The sequence below is a fragment of the Streptomyces sp. NPDC053431 genome (genome assembly GCF_044544925.1).
Classification (GTDB): Bacteria; Actinomycetota; Actinomycetes; order Streptomycetales; family Streptomycetaceae; genus Streptomyces.
The window spans coordinates 1-20360 of the sequence record NZ_JBITXX010000038.1 but is presented as its reverse complement, the minus strand read 5'-3'; the positions used below and the strand labels follow the sequence as shown (position 1 = coordinate 20360).

Genomic DNA, 20360 nt, shown 5'->3' with positions numbered 1-20360 from the left:
CCATCGGCCGGCCCAGGATCACACCGGACGTGGTCCTGGCCGACAAGGCCTACTCGTCCCGCGCGATCCGAACCCATCTCCGCCGACGCGGGATCTGGGCCGTGATCCCACATCCCTCCGACCAGGCCGCGAACCGCAAACGGCGCGGCCGGCTCGGTGGCCGTCCGCAGGCCTTCGACCGCGAGGCCTACAAGCAGCGCAACACCGTCGAACGCCGCATCAACAGGCTCAAGCGATGGCGCGGCCTGGCCACCCGCTACGACAAGACCGCCACCATCTACCTCGCCGGACTCCACATCGCCGCCATCTTCATCTGGTCGGCGAGATCATCCGAAAGAAACTGCCTAGCCGGCACAGGTGCCGAGGAGACCGGCTTCGGAGATTTGAGGACCGCGCTGCGGCCAGGTGCCTGCCACCGTCGCTTGAAGACACCTGCGAGTAGGAATTACTCAGATTTATGGATGCCGGGATGTGTTCTCCTCGAAGGAAGACATACACAGCCATTGGCAGCAAAGGTTTCCCCGGTGAGGTGTAACTCACTCGTGTCGGCAGGCACGGGCAGCGAGCTAGCAACGAGTCCGTGCCGAGGAGGAGCGGAGGAAACGAGTGGGCTGACCGGGATGTTAAGCAGGTGAGGACCATGGTGGTACGCGATCACACGGCTCAGCGGAAAACCTCGATAGGACAGCCGTATGCCGCGTCTGGCGGCAGTGCGAGCGATTGGAGGCGCTGGGCGGCCTGCGCCGACCCAGCTGTCGACCCAAACCTCTTCTTCCGGCACGGAACCGGAAAGCCGAGCCGCGCCTGGGCTCACTCCGCCAAACAGGTATGTGGCCGCTGCCCGGTGGCCAAATTCTGTCTGCAAGTCGCGCTGCAGGCCCCCGAACGGGTAGGCGTATGGGGAGGCAAAACCCCGTCAGAGCGGCGCAGAGTCGCATTGGAAAAGCAAGACGCATCCGGTGCCCCCGGCCGTACACCGCCAACTCTTGAGAAACAATTGCTGCTCAGTAACGCACAGTGGGCACGGATCGAGCCCCTGTTGCCCGCTGCGAAGCCGTCTAGGGGCGGGCAGTGGCGTCCTCACCGGCAGGTTATCGAGGCAATCGCTTGGAAGTACCACACCGGCGCTAGCTGGCGCGCTCTACCCGCGGCCTATGGTTCGTGGAGTGGCGTCGCCAAACGACACCACCGATGGCTCGCTGATGGCACCTGGGATCGCCTTAAACAGGAGCTGCTCACCCGCGCCGACCCCACCGATGATTTGCGCTGGCTGCACCTCGCCGTGGGCTGTGGCACCAGCGAGTGATTCACCGGAATTGCTGTCCCTTTTTCTGAAGCAGGGCCCGATGATCCGGTGGTAGGCGGCCACGGCAGGGCGCCGTGACCGAGATCATGAGTGGGAGGTAATAGGTATGGAGACTGGGATGGTGAAGTGGTTCAGCGCTGAGAAGGGCTTCGGGTTCATCCAACGGGATGAGGGCGGGCCGGACGTCTTCGTGCACTACTCAGGCATCGCCGGTTCTGGTTACCGCGAGTTGCGCGAGGGGCAGAAGGTCCGCTTCGACATTGGGCAGGCCGCCCGGGGGCCGCAGGCTGAGAATGTCACGCCGGTCTAAGTCCCCAATCCGTAGAAAGCGGCATGAACCGTTCCCACTTATCTGCCGATCCGTTGGGAGCAACCAGGGACGATGGAACTCGTGTCCAAAACATGGACGCAGCTTTTCGTATCCAGGCGGTGCGGCTGACGACAGTGCACAGCTACTGACTAAGACGTCATCTCATTTGGTGAGTCTGTGCGACGATTCGTCGGCCAGTGGGCAGTCATGAGCGGGGGCGAAGGTCGATGGAGTACGTCAATCTCGATGCGCAGGTCGGCGACCTGTCAGGGGGCTTGGACCCGGCTCGCTACCTGAGTCACCTGCCCTCGGTCTCCGGTGACCTGCCGCCAGGCGCCCGGGCCTTCGCCACGGACACGGACCACTACGACTTCCGCAGCAGGCGATGTGTGAAGGACCTGACACTCCGAGCCGTCCGGGGTGCCGGCGGCGAAGAGATGGAGGTCGAGTTCCAACACAACTGCTGGAAGCACGACCAAGACCTGCTGATCCGCTACGCGGGGGTGTCCGGCTTCGTCATCGATCCCGTCGACGAGGACCGGGGAACGGACCTCGGGACGGTGATTCTCGACGAGATCCTGCCGCATAGGGACGGCTGCAGCCATGAGATTGCCTGCTGGGACGGCACTCTCACCATTGTCTGCCGTGACCTCCGGGCGACCTGGACCGAAACCGTCTGCTCGAGCGAGTCGTAGGCGCGATAGGTCGTGGGGATTGTTGAGCGGCTGGTGCCGGACGAGTTGTGGGAGTTGTTCCAGCGGATGGTGCCGGAGGCGCCGTCTCGGCCTCAGGGCGGTGGTCGGCGTCGGCATGGCGACCGGGAAGTGCTAGCGGCGATCGTGTTCGTGGCGACGTCGGGCTGCACGTGGCAGCAGCTGCCGACAGCGTCCTTCGGGCTGTCAGGGGCAACGGCTCATCGGCGGTTCAGCGAGTGGTCGAAGGCCCGGGTGTGGGCCAAACTGCACCGCGTGGTGCTCGACGAGCTCGGCGCCCGCGGCGAGCTGGACTGGTCGCGCTGCGCGATCGACTCGGTGAACATGCGGGCCTTGAAAAGGGGGACCTGACAGGTCCGAATCCTGTGGACCGGGGCAAGTACGGCTCGAAGATCCACTTGATCACCGAGCGGACCGGTCTGCCCATCTCTGTCGGAATCTCGGGCGCGAACCTGCACGACAGCCAGGCCCTGATCCCCTTGGTCAAAGGCATACCGCCGATCCGCTCCCGCCGTGGACGCAGGCGGCGCAAGCCGGGCAAGCTTCACGGAGACAAGGGCTACGACTACCCCCACCTGCGGCGATGGTTACGCGGGCGCGGCATCACCCACCGCATCGCCCGCAAGGGCATCGAGTCCTCACAGCGGCTGGGCCGGCACCGCTGGACCATCGAACGCACCATGTCCTGGCTCGCCGGCTGCCGACGCCTCCACCGACGCTACGAACGCAAAGCCGACCACTTCCTCGCCTTCACTAGCATCGCCTGCACTCTCATCTGCTACCGCAGACTGACCAAATGAGATGACGTCTAAAGTGCCCGGCCGGCGCTGGACGCTTGAGTCGATTGCGATCAAGGGGTTCGAGCTGGTGGGGCCCTCACGGAGCCTGGCCAGGCCGCGTCCACACAGGTCGAGCACCGGCTGCCGACGCTGCGGCCAGGAGGACCGTTCGGCCGGGTGACGTCGGCGCCAGGCGGGCGGCAGGAACACAGTCAGCTGCCGTGGAGCGAGGATGGCTCTGTTCACTTCCACCGACAGCTCTGTCCGCGAGTTTCGACGGTTGGCGATCACTGGGTTTCTGGATGTTCGCGAGTTTGACGGCGCCGTCGCGTTGGGTCGAGAACGAGGAACGGTGATCAGCGGGTGCTCCGGAGTCGTAGCTGACCTTGTCAGCGTCGGTCTCAGGCGTCAGAGCTCGATCGCCGTCAGTGCACCGCTCATGCAGTGGATTGCTGACCACCAGGTCGCTGGGGCGGGAGATGTGCTGCCCCGGCCGGTCGGGCTCCGAGACTGCGGAAAGATCGCGAAGCGATTCCAGCGCAGTGTCGGTTTCGCGCCCGGGGCATTCGAGTGCTGCGCGGGCCAAAGCCATTGGGAGGGTCGAGGTGAAGATCCATGTGGGCATGCCCAGTAGCACGGGTAGCTAGCGACAGCAGTTGTTCACGGGTTAGGGAGGCACCCCGATCCACGGTCGGGTGATGCCCACGAGTTCGAGTTTTGACGGCGCTGCGGGTCCTTGCCAGGGCAGCAGCGGGATGCTCCTGGTGAAAGGTGTTGGTATGCCAGCTGACGCGGCCAGATTCACCAGGGCCTGCCCCGGGCACCCAGCAGCAGTCACAGCGGAACTTGTGGAACCGCCCCCGGTGGCGGCGAAGGGAGCTGACCTTGCGGGTGGTGACCTCGCGCCGGATAAGGTCGGGGTGCCGGCCCGAACGCAGTCGTGGCTGCGGCGTTCAGGAACGCCGGGCACCACCGGCCGGGACCCGTCCGGGGCCTGGATCCGCAACGTCTCTCTCACGCAGAGAACCAGGGCCTTTTCCGACGGATCAGGCAAAGACCGACAGGTCAGGTCCTTGTCGATGAACTGCGGGTCCGTGGGACAGCTTGAACGTCTGTAGCCGGTGCGGGCCTAGGTTGACCCGGCACGATAACGACCTTGTCGTTGGTCGAGTAACGGTGCGGAAGCGGCCGCAGTGAGCAAGAGCCCGGAGCTGGCTCACAATCCCGCCTGCGGCCGACTTCGAGATCCCGAACAAGGGAGCCAACTGCCGCAGGGTCAGGTTCGTCCCCCAGTACGCGGCAACCCAAATACACCCATCTTCCAGCGGAAATCTCCACGGACGGCCCCTGCAAACCAAGGGGGCCGCGTCGCAGCATGGAGATAGGTTGATGATGCTGGGGCACGTCACCCCGAGGGTTGACGTCTTGCCCGACGGGGCCAACCCGCCGAGCGGGTCCGCCCTACCCCGTCGGCAAGCCGCTCCGCGTCTCCCCCGCGCCGCTTGGCGCACTCACGGCCCCGCACCCGCCGCCATCACCCCAAAGCCCGCTGCAGCCCAACCACATAACTACCATCGCCACTGCGTTCCTCGCCCTGGAGCACCAGTGCTTAAAAGGAAGTCTCGCGCAGATGGCGCCGGACGGTGTCCATTATGTCCGCAAAGTAGGATACCTGCTGCGGGGTCAGCACATCGAAGAACCCCTGCCTGACGGTGCCAACGTGGCCGGGCGCCGCTTTGCGCAATACCTCCTGGCCGGCCGGCGTGATGGACACGAGCACGGCACGCTCATCCGCGGTGTCGTTCTCGCGACGCAGCAGGCCGGTCTTCTCGAGGCGGCTAACTTGGTAGGTCAGTCCGCTGCGAGAACACACCATCGCATCGGCGAGTTCGGTCATGTGGCACTTCTGATCCCGGCGTTCTTCAAGCCGAGTCAAAATCTCATACTGGACCTGGGTGACCCCGCTCTCACGCAGCTGTAGTTCAATCTGACGGCGCATGAGGTCGCCAGCCTCCAAAAATGAGGTCCAGGCGCGCATCTCGGTGTCGTTGAGCCAGGCGGGTTCGGTCACACCTCACCCTAACCCTCAAGCGCTAAGGGGCCACCTCTCTGGATGGCGAGCGCCGCTTCACACACTTGCTTCGAATTCGAAGCGAATCTAGCATCCAGGGTACTTCGAATTCGAAGTGGCCTCGGCGTAAGCTGACTGTCCCCCAGCGTGCCGTCAGGTGCCGTCTGTGCCGCGATTGAAAGGATCAGGATCATGAAGGTGCACATCATCGGCAAGGGCAATGTTGGGTCCGCTCTGGCAGACCGTGCCGCCGCAGTGGGCCACACCATCACCATCTCCAACTCGGCCACTGAATCAGGGCAGGTGGCCACCGACATCGCTGCTGCGGACCTGACTGTGCTGGCCGTTCCACACGCCGCAATCGCGGATTTCAGCGCCGAAATCAAGGAGGCGTTCAGAGGCCGCACCGTGGTAGACGCCACTAACCCGTTGACCGCGGACTTCATGGGCCTAACCGTTGGCTACACCAGCTCCGGCGGCGAACAGGTCGCCGAGACTCTGCCCGGCGCCCATGTCGTCAAGGCGTTCAGCAGCGTACTCGCGCCCCAGCACGCTTCGCCCGAAGCGGCACCGGGGACGAAGCTGTTCGTGCCGGTGGCAAGTGACGACCTGACCGCCAAGAAGCAAGTCCTTGAATTCGCCTGCTCGCTGGGCTTCGACGCTGTGGACGCTGGTGTGCTGGCGAACGCCCGCTTCATCGAGCCCGCGACCGAATTGCTCATTCACCTCGCCTACGGCCAGGGCCTGGGCGCCGGCATCGGCTTTGCGCTGACCCGGGCCTGACCCTACACCTCTGCCGCCGACCTGCCGTCGCCGAGTCGGCGGAAGAGCGCCGTGGCACCAAGCCCGCCTAGAGAACCGCAATGCGGGCCTTTCTGCTTACCGGTGTCCGCACCGCCTGCCAAAGGCTCCCGGCGAGCGAGCTGCTCGCCGGGGGACTGGATTCTTGGAGCAGGCACAACCAGAGGCCGCGGATGGCCGCGCCCGCCTCGCCAGCCAAAAAGACAGGGGCGGAACGTGGCGGGGGACGCGTGGGCCAAGCCTGGGAGCGGTGACGGCACGGCGGGCTGAGGGGGCGAGGTGGCGGTTGAGCTGCTGCCGAATGTGACGAACTCGCCGAAGACGCCGATCTCCATTCGCCGTTTCCACTCTCGGCTGCTACACAGCATTACCTTTACCGTCCGGTCTGGCGACGAGCTGAACGTTCATCCCGTGTTTCTTGTGTTTCTGCGAGCAGTACGACTCCTCCTCGGCCATGCGGTCGGTGGCAATCAGCGTGCCATCACGATGACGGAGTCGCCCTCACCCAGCACTGCCACGCCTCGTGCTGTCCGGGAGTCTAGACAGCCAGAACCTCCAGCCTCTAGTCGACGTGCCGCCAGGCCGTCGTCTACGGGACGGGACACCCAGCCGGCTCAGGCCTGCACATACGTCTCGCTCCTGCGGACATGCGCGCGAGAAGGGCTTGCCTGAAACAACCGAGCCTGCATCAGGACGAGTCGATTCCAAGCGGTGGTCACAGAGCAACCACGCAACGTGCTCGACCTGCCCGTGCGCAAGTCAAGCGCGGCAGAATGCTCAATGAAGCGTCCGCAGCGGCACGATGCGGGAGAACACCACATCGCTGGGTTTACTCGCAGGGCGTCTGCATCCTCTCGGATGGCGCTCTCGATAACGGCGGCGGCACTGCTCCATACCTCTTCTGTCACCGCAGGTCGCTGACAACGCAAGCCTGAAGCGGAACGCTCCGCAATCGCTGTGAAAGTCACTCAACTACTATTTGAGTATTGAGTACTCAAGCCTAGGGGTATTTTTTGAAGAAATGTTGGCGACGCACGGTTGATTCTACGAAAACTCGTTTCTGCGTTGGAGGTATCATGGCGGGTGCACCCATAGTGGGAAGGAATAGTCCGGTCGTCGGAGCTGAGCGCGAGCAACTGGCATTCGAGCTTAAGTGCCTTTACGAGGCAGGTTGGTCGGTACGAGCACTGGCGAAAAAGAGCAGTCGCTCATACGGCACAGTACACCGGCTTCTTCAAGAAGCCGGCGCAGACTTTCGCGGTAAGCAGTGCTGAACCAGCTGCCCGCTGTTTGAATCCCCGGTCCGACACAGCGTTCTTTGAGAGCCCTGAGCGTCACTGCCACAGGTCAGGGACTCTGCCATGTACCACCGCTGGCCTGGTGCGGGAACACCACTGCTGCGCTTTTCGAGGCTGCTACGCGGCAATGATAGGCGGCCAGCTGAGAAACTGGAGCAATGGAGTGCACAGAGCCGTAATCCGCGCTGGTGGCCGAAGTTGCACACGACTCTGGGGACGAGATAAGCGTTCAGTAACAACTGACGAGGCGTCCTCCGGCTCGGGTTGCAGTTCTTTGAACAAACGATCCACGGTTCCTGTCTGATCCTGTCTCACTCCGGCCTTTTGAGGGGTGGTAGTAAAGCCTCCGTCGTTGGTGTGGTGTTCTCACCCATTGTGGCGCCGACCGAGGCTTCGTTGGTCCCGTCTTCTGCCGCGCTTGACGTTCCGCACGGGCTGGTCGAGCACTTGCGTGGTTACTCTGTGACCACCGCTTGGAATCGACTGTCCTGATGCAGGCTCGGTTGTTTCAGGCAAGCCCTTCTCGCGCTCGCGACGTCGCCTCCATCAAGGCCTGGCGGATGCACCGCAAAAGCGCTGCAGCCCAAGCCGGATAGAGTCAACCTCAAAGCCATCCTCACCTGCGAGACCCGCCGCTGAACAAGCTCACGGTGGCAGCAGCCCGGGCCCCGGCACGTCTAGGCCTGCCTCACCAGGCAGATCCCTGTTATGGATCCGGACGAACGCACAGTCGCCCAGCTCAAGCAATGGCGGATCCCGCGCCGGACGCCGATGGCTCTCGGCCGGCCACCGCAGACGTGATGGGCCCGGTTGACGCATCCAGTGGGCATGCATGTCGGTGCGCAGGATGCTGGCCAGGACCAGCGTGCCTTTGTCGCCGGACCGGACGCCTCGGCGGGGTGGACGGTGGCGGGATCACGGCAGGGGATCGACGCATCGCTTTCAAGTACCGCATAAGCCGCCTGCGGAAGTGGGCCGCCGACGGCACCTGGGAGAAGGTCTTCACCGCCCTGCTCGCCCAGGACGACGCCGAGGGCGACCTCGACTGGCTCGTCTCGGTCGACTCCACCATCGTCCGAGCCCATCAGCACGCGGCCGAGGCCCGGCAAAAGCGGCCCCCGGCCGGCGAGCCGGACGACCATGCCCTCGGACGGTCCCGCAGCGGCCAGACCACGAAGATTCACCTCGCCGCGGACAGCCGATGCCGTCCGCTCGCCTTGTCCTCACGCCCGGGCGGGCCGGTGACGCACCCGCTTTCCCCGGGTCACGGCTCGATTAAGGGTTCCGCGACCAGACGGCAGACCGGGCCGACTCGCCGCGTGCCATCGGACCTGTCTGCGTCGGCGCGGGAGCGGGCAGTGATCCCGAAGCCCTCCGAACCGCACACGGCTCGGCCGGCTCGGCGGCCGGCCGCCCGCCTTCGACCGCGAGGCCTACACGCAACGAAACACGGTCGAACGCTGCATCAACAGGCTCAAACGATGGCGCGGCCTGGCCACCCGCTACGACAAGACCACCACCATCTACCTCGCCGGACTCCACATCGCCGCCATCGTCATCTGGTCGGCGAGATGATCCGAAGGAAACTGCCTAAGCCCGGATCGCGAAAGCGCCAAGCCACTGGCCGCAGAAGGGTATTGTTGACAGCTACACACAATCTGACCTCACCATGAGGCAGTCATATTCGAGAATGCGTAGAGTTCGTCCGTCTTGATTCACCGGAGCCATTCCGGCAACCTCAAATCCCGCTTCTTCGTACGCACTCAAAGCCTCGGGCATGCGGGGCATACCCTCATAGATGGTAAGCAGGGCCATCTCCGATTGGATCCCAACAATGGACCTCATGTGACGACCAAGTCCGGAAAACACTTCCAGGTCAAACCCTTGAGTGTCCATTTTGAGGAAGATACGAACGTTGTCTAGCCCTTCCGGCATAAGATCGTCCAACAAGTTCTCAAGTCTCCGAACTTGAACTTCTTGAACGACAGTATGGCGAAGGCTGTGAAAACGCTCACTCCCGTATTCGGAAGCAGTATGTATCGAACTCAGGGTGTTTGGCGTGACGTTTAGCTCCGCCGTTCCCTCATCAGATCCCAAAGCCAACTCATACACGTCCCATTTGGCATCTGCAGCCGCCTTTTCGGCGAGCACGTCATAGAATTGCCTTACGGGCTCGAAGGACGCAATGCGACCTTCGTAGCCGAGATTGCGAAGCAGCTCTGCGTACTGACAAATATTGGCACCGACATCCAGGATGAAATTGACTTCATACCGCTCAATCAGCTCCGCAATACGCTGTGCATTCACCCAGTCTGTAATCCACTTGTCACGCTGCCATCGATCCCCTGCACGAGTCCCAGGCCGTGCAAGGATAGCACCGTGCGAACTAACGCTTTGGAGTCGGACGAGGCTTGGCCACGGCTCACTGCGTACGGTAATTGTATCTCCTCCAACGTTATCCACATAGAAGCCGAAAAAAGATAGGAAATGTCGAATTAAACGGCGAACGCCGCGACGCATCACACTTATTCCCTTCAAGTGCTAAGCAGGTGCTTTCCCCTGTGAACATGTTAATCCACCTATCCGTCCAGCAGCATACAAGACCCTTATACAGCCTCTCCCTCGTGAGACCAGGCCCAAACGAGCATAGAGTAGTAACCACTCTTGCCGAATGCGGTCGAACAATAATACACTTATATACACGGAGAGTTGCGGCCAGTAGACGGTAAGCGAATTGAATCTCTGCACTCTCCGGCAGCCAGTTTTATAAGAATTGCAAGTGCGCGGCACAGCCGATCGTTAATTAGATCGACGATGGTGAGGGTTTTGTGGATATTAACTTGCGTCACCCTTGGCAGCTCCTGCTTGATCGATGGAGAATAATCGCGCCAAGTGGGACACTCTCGGATGCGCCCCCTTTAGAGCTTAGCTGCGATGAAGTCGACGACCTGCTGTCCTACTTACATGAAGTGCTCAGCGAAATTGACTGTGATCACACAATAACTCACTGTCGCGAATGGGCCGAGCGCAAAGATATTGGATGGTCTGCACTTTTGAGTGAATTGGACACAACCTTCGAATGTGACTGCGGTGTTCTCATGAATATGAAACGCTCACCCAGCTAGGAGTTACGGAAAATCTAATCCAGGAAACTTCATATGCTCATCAGTATCGCTAGTTCAGATACTGCCGGGAAATTCTGCGATGCAGCCAAATTCGGAGCGTGGCACTACCAGTTGATGGCACGTGCATCGGCTTGTAGAAAAAGCCGGTGTAGAACGTTTCCGTCAGCAGTGCTCTCCACTGATCCCACGCCCCGGCAGGATAAGTTCCAGTCGAGCTGGCGGTTCCGGCGCCCGCACACGTCATACCGCATGCCCTATCATCCGCCTCTCTTCCAGCCCAGCCAGACAATCCTCGGCCGCCGCCTATTGGCCACATCGCGTCAGTGCCACCACCAAGGGCTTGCTCTATTTACGCTGATCAGCATCGCCCACAGTCGGGCCGTCGGCTGAACCACCGCCGGCCACCTGCCCAACTCATCACTTCAGGCAGCACACTTGGACGTCCGACTGTTGATCGGACGCAGCGGGTCAGTGCGGGTGCATCACCATTGCTTGGTACAGAACGACCAATGATTCCTAATGCCGTCTGTCAATCCGCGAGGGCGTCGGCGGCGTGAGCTCGTAGCACCGTCCGTTGCGGAGGAGGTCCCAGAGGACGTTGACGCGACGGCGTGCCAGGGGCGGGGACCGCCTGGATGTGACGCTTGCCCTCGGCACGCTTGCGGATGCTGACAACCGACGTACAAGACGCGTTGGAGTCGGCGGTAGTAGCAGCGCGGGCGGCGGAGGTTGCCGCTGATCTCGCCGGAGTCGCGAGGCGTGGGGGCGACGCCGCCCAAGCCGGCGAGGCGGTCCGCAGCGAAGGCCCCCGGTGCTCGCGGAACCGGGCCTCGCTCACCCTGTCGATCTTGGCGACCTGCTCGTTGAGGGCCATCACTTCCCTCGCCAGGGTGTGCGTCATCGAGGCGGTCAGCTCCTCCCCGGGCAGGCTGGTGTGCTGGCGCCTCCGGCAGCTACAGAGCGTGACCAAGTCGCTGGCCGACCGTGCTCCCTCGCTCACCCGTGCCCTGCGAAGGGCACGCCCGCAGTACGTGCGCGTGGACGGAACCCTCGTTGAGTGCGACCGCGTGGGCAACGGCCAGGACAAATACTCGGGCAAGCACCGCAAGCACGGCGTGAACGTTCAGGCTGTCACCGGCCCAGCGGGCCGACTCATCTGGTAGCCGGTCATCTGTGAGCGGCTGAAGATCCCCGCTCTCGCGGAAAGGCCTATCAGGCGCCAGGGAACGTTCGCCACACCCGTCAAAAGGCACCGAAGCCGTGACCTCACCGTCAAGGAGAAGTCCGTCAACCGGGCACACGCCCGGCTCCGCTCCCGCTGAAGTCCTGGCGAATCCTCCGACGAGCCAGATGCCCCACCCGCCGCATCAGCACCATCACCCAAGCCGTCCACACGCTACTGACCTGCAGCTCCTCAGGATTAAAAAGGTTCACTGATGGTGCGTTTTACCTGCGTCGATGCCGGCCCAGATCAGAGTCTTGCGGTGCCTCCGTGCGGTGTTATGCGGACGACTTCGCTGTCGATTCCCTACTCAGCGATCATTTGCAATTCCTATTGGCAGCCGAGTCGTCGTGGGGTGCCGGGCGGCCAATCGCTGAAAGCCACGAAGGCGGAGCTTTTGAAGCACACCCGGCACCCCTGGGCGGGTCAACCATACGCAGGGCTCACCACATCCCACAGGACAACGTAGGGAGCCTCTTTCCTCCTGTGCTGGAGAGTGAACTGGGCTGATCAGCGGGTGTGGTGACGAGGCAGGGCCCCTCGACGTTGGCGTGGTGATTCCACTCATCACACCGGCGATCGAAGGGACCCTGTTGGTTCCGTATCCTGCCACGCTCGACGTTCCCCCTGAGCTCGTCGAACATGTCGCCTGGCCGCCGCACGAGCACCGCCAGGCCCACAAAACCCGCTGGCGTAAGCTCGACTGTTACCAGCAGGCGCTGCTCACGCTGTCCTGGGCTTGATCCGCTTTGACGGGCATCAGAGATCAGGGGTTTCGGCCCCGGAAGGATGATGTTCATCATGGAGAGCATGGGGAAGAAGAAGCCACGCCCTCGCCGCTCGTTCACGCCGGAGTTCAAGGCCGAGATCGTTGAGCTGTGTCGTCGTGGGGATCGCTCGGTCGGTGAGGTCGCGAAAGACTTCGACCTCACCGAGACCGCGTATCGAGGCGGAGAAAGCCGGAGGTCACAACGTCAAAACGGCCGTGTGAGCTCCTCGAGATCTCAGAACCGCCTACTATGCCCGCCGCACTGGCGCCTCTAGCCCCCGAGCGGTGTGGGACGCTGAGCTGACTGAGCAGATCACCGCTGTCCACCAGCAGTCCCGCGGCACCTACGGAGCCCGGCGCGTCCACGCCGTCCTCAAACGTGAGGGCGTCGGCTGCGGGCGCCGCCGGGTCGCCCGGCTGATGCGGCAGGCCGGCCTGACCGGCCGGCGCCGACGGCGCCGGCACCGCGCCACCATCCCCGATCCGCATGCGGTCACCCGTCCTGACCTGGTACTTCGCGACTTCCGGCCCGACCCGGCCGCCGTCGACACCCGCTGGTGCGGCGACATTACTTACATCGCCACCGAGGAGGGCTGGCTCTACCTGGCAACTGTTATCGACATCGCCTCCCGCCGCGTCGTGGGCTGGGCCACCGCCGACCACCTGCGAACCGAGCTCGTCGCCGACGCCCTCACCGCCGCGTGCCGCACCCGTCGGCCGGCCGATCCGGTGATCTTCCACTCCGACCGCGGCTGCCAAGGCGGATTTAACTGGTCGTCGCAACACCTCGTGATTGCAGGGGTGTTGGATGGTTCGTCGTCAGCAGGCAGCGGATCGAGCGGTGCGTCCGAAGCTGAGGTCCCCGGGGCATCCGAAGTACCAGCGGCACGTCGAGGCGGTGTTCTGGGCGGAGATCGCCAAGGGGCTTCTGGCCGAGGAAGCCGCCGCTGTCGTCGGTGTGGCGCCGGCGGTGGCTACACGCTGGTTCCGTCAGTGTGGCGGCATGCGACCGTTCGATCCGAGGCCGTCTTCTGGCAGGTACCTGTCGTTTCGCGAGCGGGAGGAAATCGCGCTCCTCAAAGCCCAGGGCAAGGGAGTCCGCCAGATCGCGCGAGACATCGGCCATGACCCAGGAGCAATCTCCCGTGAACTGCGGCGCAACGCGGCCACCAGAGCTGGCAGGCGTGACTATCGGGCATCAGTCGCCCAGTGGAAAGCCGACATGGCCGCGCGCCGGCCGAAAGCGGCGAGGTTGATTGCCAACCCGCGGTTGCACACGTACGTTCAGGAGCGGCTGGCAGGTGAGATCACCACGTCACGCGGCAAGGCGATCACGGGTCCCGCCATAGGTAAGTGGACGGGACGGAACAAGCCGCACCGCAAGGACCGGTCATGGGTCCAGGCGTGGAGTCCGGAGCAGATCGCGAACCGGATCAAGGTCGACTTCCCCGATGATGAGTCCATGCGCATCAGCCACGAGGCGATCTATCAGGCCCTCTATATCCAGAGCCGCGGAGCGCTGAAACGCGAGCTCATCCTCTGTCTTCGGACTGGTCGCGCGCTGTGTGCGCCAAGGGCGCGTGCACGACGCAAGACCTGGGCGCACGTCACGCCGGAGGCGTTGATCAGCGAGAGGCCCGCCGAAGCCGAGGACCGCGCTGTTCCCGGACACTGGGAAGGGGATTTGATCATCGGGCTGGAGCGTTCCGCGATCGGCACCGTGGTCGAGCGGTCGACCCGGTTCACCATGCTGGTCCATCTGCCACGTGAGGAGGAATACGGAACGATCCCTCGCACGAACGGCCCCGCACTGACCGGCTACGGAGCCATCTCCATGAAGAAGGCACTCGCCAGCACCATGTCGACGCTGCCCGAGCAGCTTACGCGGTCCGTTACATGGGACCGCGGCAAGGAAATGTCGGCCCACGCTCAGTTCCGGGTCGAGACTGGCATTCCCGTGTTCTTCGCAGATCCCCACAGCCCATGGCAGCGAGGCACGAACGAAAACACCAACGGACTCCTTCGTCAGTATTTTCCGAAGGGCACCGACCTTTCGCGTTGGTCCGCCGAAGAACTCGAGGCCGTCGCCCACACACTGAACAGCAGACCGCGCAAGACACTCGGCTGGAAGACCCCGTCCGAGGCATTCAATGAGCAGCTACAGTTGCTCCAACAGGACAGTGTTGCAACGACCGGTTGAACCCAAGCAATACACCAGCCATGAACTCGCCACCCTCGCAGACAAGTTCAGCATTCGTCTGTCGGTCGGCCGCACCGGACAGTGCTGGGACAACGCCCTCACGGAATCGTTCTTCTCCACCCTGAAGAACAAGCTGGGCGACGCACATCCCTGGCCCAGCAGGGCCGCCGCCCGCACCGCGATCTTCGAGTGGATCGAGAGCTGGTACAACTTGCACCGGCTCCACAGCAGCGTCGGCTACCGCAGTCCCGCCGAATACGAGACCGTCCTCGCGGCCTGACCACCACACCGATGGTGTCCGTCAAAGCGGAACAAGCTCAGTACATCTACGGAAGAACGAGACATTCTCGCGGCTCGGAGCGGGTCTCGGGAAATCCCCTGGCCACCGTCTGGCGCTACGTCGACGGGGCGTTGGCCGTCCTGGCCGGCTGGGCAACCGGCCTCGGTGAGGGCGACCACGTCATCGTCGACGTCACCCCGCTCCCCATTGACCGCATCGCCGCCGACGAGCCGCACTACTCGATGAAACACCGCAAGCAGGGCATGAACGCGCGGGTATCGCCCGCCCCGACGGCACACCACCGTGGTTCCCCGGCGCGACACCGGGCCCCACCCACGACCTGACCACGGCCCGGCCCCATGGCATCGCCCAAGCCCGCCCGCCCGGCAGATCCCGCTCCTCGCCGACCGGGCCTACCAAAGCGCCGGCACCACCCTTCCGCACCCGTAACCACCACCGCCAACAGCCCGAGCGCCACCAGCCGTTCAACCACGACCACACCCGACTGAGAGCGCCAGCGAACGCGCCTTCGTCCAACCGAAGTCCTCGCGGCTACTCCGGCGGGCCCGATACCCCACCCCGCCACATCAACACCATCACCCAAGCCATCCATACTCCGCTGACCTGCAACTATTCAAGATGAAAGAGGCTCAGTGAGCTGTTTCAGCGTTGCCGCTCCAGGGTGAGCATCGCAGCGGAGATTGACGTCATTTGATTTTGGGCTGCACCGGGACCTTCGGAAGATCCGCCACGACTTCAGCCGTGCGACGCCGCGTTCGACCGGCGCTCGTGCCGCAGACAGCGCGCGGTTGACGGTCTGTTGGGTAGGCGTGAGGTCACGGCCGGGTGGGCGTCTGAGGGCTGTTGTCACCCATGGTCCGGCTCCCGTGTAGGCGTGGTCGGCGAGGACCGGGATGCCCTGGCGCTCACAGATCCGGATGATCCGGTGGGCGCGGGCGGCGGTCAGGTCGTGCGCGCGGGCGAGAGCCACAGCAGCCTCCCGATCGGGTCGGTCACGACCTGCACGTTCACCCCGTGTCGGCGGTGCTTGTGGGAGAAGTCAGCTCGGCTGTCGCCGACCCGGTCACACTCCGCCAGCGTGCCGTCAACGTAGTCGGGGTCGGCCTCGCGCAGGGCGCGCAGCCGGCCGGGCGCGCGGTCGGCGAGCAGATTGATGACGGCGGTGGTGTATGCGTGGGCGGTGCCGACGGAAATGCCGAAGCCGGCAGCCAGTTGGGCGAGGGTGTCGTGCCGACGCAGGTACACCAGGCCGACCAGCGCACGCTGGTGCGGCGGGAGCTTGCAGCCGCGGTCACCCTCGCGGGTGACGATGAGCATGGTGACCCACTCGACCAGGGCGTGTGGCAGGTCGAGTGCGGCGGCAGAATTGGGAACCAACGAGGCTTCGGCGCCGATGAGTTGATACGTCGAACACCTCCCTCAACGGCACGGGAGACTCGTGCGTTGCGCACACCACCGGGCTCACCCGATCAGTGGCCACTCTGAAACGGCTCAGTGAGCCCTTTTCATCCCGCCTCTGATGGGGTGAACGTGCTGGTCAGAGGGGTGTCTGGTGACGTGGCAGGGCCCCTGGTCGTTGGCGTGGTGACTTCACTCAACACACCGGCGTCCGAGGGGCCCTGTTGGTTGCGTATTCTTCCACGCTCGACGTTCCGCACGAGCTTGTTGAGCATGTCTCGTGGTTGATCCATGGCCGCCGGCAGGAGTTGAACTCGCCTTGGCGACGCCTGGGTTGTTGCAAGCAGGCTCTCCTGGCCCTGGCGCATCCGCGGAAGAACGAGACGTTTCCGCGGCTCGCGGCGGGTTTCGGTGTCTCCACGACAACGGCCTGGCGGTACGTCGACGAGACCCTCGACGCCCTGGCGGCGTGGGCACCGGGCCCGCACGAGGCCCTCGTCGGCATGGGTGAAGGAGACCTCGTCATCGTTGACGGCACCCTCGTCGGCACCGACCGCATCAGGGCCGACGAGCCGTACTACTCGCGGAAACACAAAAGGCACGGGATGAACGTGCGGGTCATCGCCCGATCGGACGGGACGCCCCTGTGGTTCTCAAGGGCTTCGCCCGGCCGGACCCACGACCTGACCACGGCCCGCGTCCACGGCATCGTCCAGGCCCGCCTCACCCGCCAGATCCTCGTCCTGGCCGACCGCGCCTACCAAGGAGCCGGCGCCACCGTCCGCACCCCCTATGACCACCACCAGATCCAGCCGGCCCACTACCAGCAGATCAACCGCGACCACGCCCGCCCGCGGGCCCCGGGGGAACACGCCTTCGCACAGCTGAAGTCCTGGCGCATCCCGCGACGGGCACGATGCTCCACCCACCGCATCACCCGGATCATCAAAGCCATCCACACCCTGCTGACCCGCATCTATACAGGATGAAAACGGCTCAGTGCCCGCCCCACGTTGTCCAATTGACAGCAGCCTCGGTACCGCAGTCCCGCCGAACTACGAGACATACTATCGGCTTGGCCATTCCAGCAATGTCTGTCAACGCGGGACAGACTGTCCGATTCGACCGATCCAGCGACGCCGGAGCCGGGCAGGCTGGCAGAGGGTAAGCGGCGCCAACTCGCAGACGCCCGGTCGGAGGCCATGAACCGAAAATGAAGGCACTACCCTTCGAGCCAGGGGCTGCATTCCGATGCTCGGCTACGGCTACATCCCGACCACTCTCACTGGCCTACAGCGAATGATGCACAGTGCGCTCTCTCACCTTCGGCAAGTGTGAACGCACTCTACCCGGCACTGTCGAACCCGATAACGGACTGCGCCGCCCGGAATCGGCCTTCGCGCTCTCTCGCCTAGACGCCCAGCTCGACGAACTTGGCCGACCAGAATGGCACACTTGGTCCTTTTAGAGCAGCGATAATAACGAACATCCCAACCACCCTGGCGAGCTGTCTGCCGCATCCGCGAATAAGATCCACCTGGGATTTGATCGCATTTAAAAGGCTGGTGAGGGTAAGGTACTATCCATAGAAACATACCCAAAGCAGCACACGTGCGGGCTCCTGACTCCAGTGTGCGACGTTAGAAGTCTCACGGAGCCGCCAGGAGCCCACACAACACCCCACCACGCCAGTAACCTGATGAGTTGCCAACGCGAAAGGCGTAACCGCTGCAGCACAGCAGAACCTCAGAGCCGTGCTGTGGTGGGATCAGGGCAGTTTCACCGGGCGGAGATCGGGGTTGTCAACCGTGACAATCCCCCCCGGGAGAAGGTCTGGATTGTCAACAGTCACGACGGGCGTTCCTGTCAAGTAAGTACTCGCCTGAACGGCGCTGGGGGTGAAGAGTGAAAATAGGGCTATCGCCCCACCAGTTAGGACTCCGAGGGCTGTCTTCTTGAGTAGCATTCACATCACCTCACAAAGAGAAGGGTTATGGTTATTCTGGCCCCCTTGCTTCAAGGTTCCTAGAGTCTTGGATACTCAAGTGCGCTGCGACTCGGTTAATGCCAATCAACAGGCACACCGAGGCAGAAGGCGCCTTCGATGCATTTGAATCCAACTCTCTCATGACCGGGTCTTCAGATGGCAAATCCTGCTTCACGAGACTCGATGGCAGTGGTACCGCAGATCGGTCGATGAACGCAGTAGCGAGCTGCAGGAACTGGGCAAAATGGGCTTATGCCTTTCCCGGCACCACCGAACGCAGGGTATTCCAGGCCCTTAAGGTTGTGTCCTATGTGGTGAGGCGGAGAAGTCGTTTGTAGCAGCGGAGGGCGGCTGCGAGGTCGAAGGAAGGCCAGGGAGTGGGCAGGGTGGCGTTTGTAGCGGATGCATCAGGCGCCGGCAGCCGGTCAGTGAACCTGTTCCCTGAGGGGCTGTAAGGCCTGGTCAGCTGGGGTGGTGACATGGCAGAGCCCCCAGTCGTTGGCGGTGTTGATTCCACTCGACACCGCCGACAGTCCGGGGGCTGTGTTGGTTCCGTATCCTTTCATGCTCGACGTCTCCTACGAGCTGGTCGAGCGTGTCTCCTGGCTGATCTACGCCCGAAGGCGTGAACTGAACTCGCCATGGAGACCACTCCGTTGCTTGCTTCCAGCAGGCCCTGCTCACGCTGGCGCACCTTCGCGAGAACGAGACGTTGGCCCAGCTCGCAGCCGGGTTCGGCGTCTCGACCGCGACGGCCTGGCGCTACGTCGACAAGACCCTGAACGTCCTCGCGGCCTGGGCGCGGGGCCTGCACGAGGCTCTCACCGGGCTGGGCGAGGGCGATTTCGTCATCGTCGACGGCACCTTGATCCCCCACCGACCGCATCGCCGCCGACGAGCCGTACTACTCGATGAGGCACCGCGAGCACGGTATGAACGCGCGGGTCATCGCTCGTCCCGACGGCACGTCGCTGTGATTCTCCCGCGCGACACCGGGCCGGACCCACGACCTGACCGCGGCTCGGGCCAGCTGCCAGGGCGGGCAGCGTTTCTTTCTTGCGCGGGTGCACCAGCGCAAGCAGGGCCTGCTGGAAGCATCCCAGCTTTCGCCACCGCGGACGGCGTTCACACCCTCGTGCGTAGATGAGCCAGGAAACGTGCTCAACCAGATTATGCGGGTCGTCGACCGTGGCACGATACGAGACCAAGCGAGGCTCCTCGGACGATGCGTGGTGCGTAGCGAACACCACCGCAACGACCAGGAGCCTCGTCTCGTTGCGCACCTCTGCTGACCTGCCATTTCACTCCACACAGACAGGATGAAAACGGCTCACAGAAAGACTTTGGCCCAGCGAGCGCGAGGCCCCACGGCCGCAGCGCGGCAAGTCGTGCCGGAGGTAGATCAGCGTGGCGGCCAGCCGGCCGACGAAGACAATCTGGCGCCGGGCGCCGCCCCTTGCCGGCCCCGCCGTGGGCCTCATGTCGGCGGCCTGTCACGGCCGCCCAACTCCGCAGTCCAGCAGGCGAGATACAGCCGATAGATGCCCTTGAACAACTGAAGCGCTAGAACCGTCCGGCTGACCATGTTCCCCATAGCCGCGAGCAGGTGCGGTATTTCCACGCGATCGCCTCCAAGGTCCGGCGGTGATCGGCCCACCGCTGGCCGCGAACCGGAGCGGCCGGCATTAGCAGCTCGATCCGGTCCCACATCGCATCAGTGAACCGATCAAAGAGACACGCTAGGTGTATTGACCCGCAGGGTTGTTGACTCGGCTGATCGGAGGCTTGCCTCCGAGTGCGGTGCCAGGTCTCGCTGTAGGCCAGGCGGGAGTGGTCGTCGACGGCTGAGTGGATGTAGCTGTAGTTCCTGATACTGCGCGATCCGTTCCTCTTATGGGGCAATGGCAGCAGGTACTCACCGGAGGCGCGTTTCGACATCATTCCACAGGATCACGCGGGATGAATCGGAGCCACCGGGCCTTGATCCCGGATGTTGGACACTCGAGACACTTGGATCTTGATGGTCCAGGAGAACGGATGTCCCGTGGTCATGAAGCATTACCCCGCCGAGTTCAAGGCG

At 63.4% G+C, this 20360-nt stretch carries 12 protein-coding genes and 12 pseudogenes; 17 read left to right on the top strand and 7 right to left on the bottom strand.

The window, feature by feature from the left end:
• From ACIGXE_RS36485 to ACIGXE_RS36465, 5 genes and pseudogenes are all read left to right on the top strand, one after another.
• Positions 1–317, top strand: a pseudogene (locus tag ACIGXE_RS36485) (transposase); the annotation flags it as partial.
• Between the two features lie 323 nt (positions 318–640).
• Positions 641–1306, top strand: a complete 666-nt coding sequence (locus ACIGXE_RS36480; RefSeq protein ID WP_399754430.1) for a transposase — start codon at positions 641–643, stop codon at positions 1304–1306.
• 106 nt (positions 1307–1412) lie between these two features.
• Positions 1413–1616, top strand: a complete 204-nt coding sequence (locus ACIGXE_RS36475; protein ID WP_399754429.1) for a cold-shock protein — start codon at positions 1413–1415, stop codon at positions 1614–1616.
• A 227-nt stretch (positions 1617–1843) separates the two neighbouring features.
• Positions 1844–2311 (top strand): hypothetical protein, encoded by a 468-nt coding sequence (locus tag ACIGXE_RS36470; RefSeq protein WP_399754427.1) that lies wholly within the window; start codon positions 1844–1846, stop codon positions 2309–2311.
• A 66-nt stretch (positions 2312–2377) separates the two neighbouring features.
• Positions 2378–3129, top strand: a protein-coding gene (locus ACIGXE_RS36465; protein ID WP_399754432.1) for an IS5 family transposase whose coding sequence is annotated in 2 segments (ribosomal slippage) — positions 2378–2678 and positions 2678–3129 — 753 coding nt in all. Because the reading frame shifts where the segments join, the coding sequence is not laid out codon by codon here.
• A 1187-nt stretch (positions 3130–4316) separates the two neighbouring features.
• On the opposite strand, the pseudogene ACIGXE_RS36460 reads toward ACIGXE_RS36465, so the two are convergent.
• Both ACIGXE_RS36460 and ACIGXE_RS36455 read right to left on the bottom strand, forming a co-directional pair.
• A pseudogene (locus tag ACIGXE_RS36460) lies at positions 4317–4475 on the bottom strand (transposase family protein); the annotation flags it as partial.
• A gap of 242 nt (positions 4476–4717) precedes the next feature.
• A complete protein-coding gene (locus tag ACIGXE_RS36455) occupies positions 4718–5179 on the bottom strand; it encodes a MarR family winged helix-turn-helix transcriptional regulator (RefSeq protein ID WP_399754425.1) in 462 nt (153 codons plus the stop codon).
• A 192-nt stretch (positions 5180–5371) separates the two neighbouring features.
• Between ACIGXE_RS36455 and ACIGXE_RS36450 the strand changes: the two genes are divergently transcribed.
• Positions 5372–5962 carry an NADPH-dependent F420 reductase gene (locus ACIGXE_RS36450; RefSeq protein ID WP_399754423.1) on the top strand — a complete coding sequence of 197 codons (591 nt, stop codon included), beginning with the start codon at positions 5372–5374 and terminating at the stop codon, positions 5960–5962.
• A gap of 390 nt (positions 5963–6352) precedes the next feature.
• On the opposite strand, the pseudogene ACIGXE_RS36445 reads toward ACIGXE_RS36450, so the two are convergent.
• Positions 6353–6463, bottom strand: a pseudogene (locus ACIGXE_RS36445) (IS5/IS1182 family transposase); the annotation flags it as partial.
• Between the two features lie 593 nt (positions 6464–7056).
• On the opposite strand from ACIGXE_RS36445, the gene ACIGXE_RS36440 reads away from it, so the two are divergent.
• Complete coding sequence (locus tag ACIGXE_RS36440) at positions 7057–7254, top strand: helix-turn-helix domain-containing protein (RefSeq protein WP_399754421.1); 198 nt, start codon at positions 7057–7059, stop codon at positions 7252–7254.
• 856 nt (positions 7255–8110) lie between these two features.
• Positions 8111–8853, top strand: a pseudogene (locus ACIGXE_RS36435) (IS5 family transposase).
• Positions 8854–8925: 72 nt separating this feature from the next.
• Here the strand turns inward: ACIGXE_RS36435 and ACIGXE_RS36430 are convergent.
• On the bottom strand, positions 8926–9585 hold the full coding sequence (locus ACIGXE_RS36430) for an FkbM family methyltransferase (RefSeq protein WP_399754419.1): 660 nt from the start codon (positions 9583–9585) through the stop codon (positions 8926–8928).
• A gap of 521 nt (positions 9586–10106) precedes the next feature.
• Here ACIGXE_RS36430 and ACIGXE_RS36425 point away from each other — a divergent pair.
• The gene (locus ACIGXE_RS36425) at positions 10107–10403 is read left to right on the top strand and encodes a DUF2695 domain-containing protein (protein ID WP_399754417.1); all 297 of its coding nucleotides are present in this window, start codon (positions 10107–10109) and stop codon (positions 10401–10403) included.
• A gap of 516 nt (positions 10404–10919) precedes the next feature.
• Here the strand turns inward: ACIGXE_RS36425 and ACIGXE_RS36420 are convergent.
• Positions 10920–11346 (bottom strand): annotated as a pseudogene (locus ACIGXE_RS36420) (transposase); the annotation flags it as partial.
• A gap of 830 nt (positions 11347–12176) precedes the next feature.
• Here ACIGXE_RS36420 and ACIGXE_RS36415 point away from each other — a divergent pair.
• From ACIGXE_RS36415 to ACIGXE_RS36390, 6 genes and pseudogenes are all read left to right on the top strand, one after another.
• A pseudogene (locus tag ACIGXE_RS36415) lies at positions 12177–12356 on the top strand (IS5/IS1182 family transposase); the annotation flags it as partial.
• A gap of 58 nt (positions 12357–12414) precedes the next feature.
• Complete coding sequence (locus ACIGXE_RS36410) at positions 12415–12669, top strand: transposase (RefSeq protein WP_399754415.1); 255 nt, start codon at positions 12415–12417, stop codon at positions 12667–12669.
• Positions 12644–13141: pseudogene (locus tag ACIGXE_RS36405) on the top strand (IS3 family transposase); the annotation flags it as partial. The gene ACIGXE_RS36410 and the pseudogene ACIGXE_RS36405, both read left to right, overlap by 26 nt.
• Before the next feature lie 61 nt (positions 13142–13202).
• Positions 13203–14594: an IS30 family transposase gene (locus ACIGXE_RS36400; protein ID WP_399754413.1), complete on the top strand. Its 1392-nt coding sequence runs from the start codon at positions 13203–13205 to the stop codon at positions 14592–14594.
• Entirely contained in the window at positions 14578–14874 is a 297-nt protein-coding gene (locus ACIGXE_RS36395; RefSeq protein ID WP_399754410.1) for an integrase core domain-containing protein, read from the top strand. The genes ACIGXE_RS36400 and ACIGXE_RS36395 overlap by 17 nt, the downstream gene beginning before the upstream one ends.
• A 40-nt stretch (positions 14875–14914) precedes the next feature.
• Positions 14915–15517: pseudogene (locus ACIGXE_RS36390) on the top strand (transposase family protein); the annotation flags it as partial.
• A 20-nt stretch (positions 15518–15537) separates the two neighbouring features.
• On the opposite strand, the pseudogene ACIGXE_RS36385 reads toward ACIGXE_RS36390, so the two are convergent.
• Positions 15538–16272: pseudogene (locus tag ACIGXE_RS36385) on the bottom strand (transposase family protein).
• A gap of 204 nt (positions 16273–16476) precedes the next feature.
• Between ACIGXE_RS36385 and ACIGXE_RS36380 the strand changes: the two are divergent.
• Both ACIGXE_RS36380 and ACIGXE_RS36375 read left to right on the top strand, forming a co-directional pair.
• Positions 16477–17282, top strand: a pseudogene (locus tag ACIGXE_RS36380) (transposase family protein).
• A 1502-nt stretch (positions 17283–18784) separates the two neighbouring features.
• A pseudogene (locus ACIGXE_RS36375) lies at positions 18785–19411 on the top strand (transposase family protein); the annotation flags it as partial.
• Between the two features lie 468 nt (positions 19412–19879).
• Here the strand turns inward: ACIGXE_RS36375 and ACIGXE_RS36370 are convergent.
• Positions 19880–19990 (bottom strand): annotated as a pseudogene (locus ACIGXE_RS36370) (transposase); the annotation flags it as partial.
• Positions 19991–20360: the final 370 nt, after the last annotated feature.

What these genes read in the sequence shown, in the direction of transcription:
- ACIGXE_RS36480 (WP_399754430.1), top strand. Translation starts at nt 641, where the DNA reads ATGGTGGTACGCGATCACACGGCTCAGCGGAAAACCTCGATAGGACAG.
- ACIGXE_RS36475 (WP_399754429.1), top strand. Translation starts at nt 1,413, where the DNA reads ATGGAGACTGGGATGGTGAAGTGGTTCAGCGCTGAGAAGGGCTTCGGG.
- ACIGXE_RS36470 (WP_399754427.1), top strand. Translation starts at nt 1,844, where the DNA reads ATGGAGTACGTCAATCTCGATGCGCAGGTCGGCGACCTGTCAGGGGGC.
- ACIGXE_RS36450 (WP_399754423.1), top strand. Translation starts at nt 5,372, where the DNA reads ATGAAGGTGCACATCATCGGCAAGGGCAATGTTGGGTCCGCTCTGGCA.
- ACIGXE_RS36440 (WP_399754421.1), top strand. Translation starts at nt 7,057, where the DNA reads ATGGCGGGTGCACCCATAGTGGGAAGGAATAGTCCGGTCGTCGGAGCT.
- ACIGXE_RS36410 (WP_399754415.1), top strand. Translation starts at nt 12,415, where the DNA reads ATGATGTTCATCATGGAGAGCATGGGGAAGAAGAAGCCACGCCCTCGC.
- ACIGXE_RS36400 (WP_399754413.1), top strand. Translation starts at nt 13,203, where the DNA reads ATGGTTCGTCGTCAGCAGGCAGCGGATCGAGCGGTGCGTCCGAAGCTG.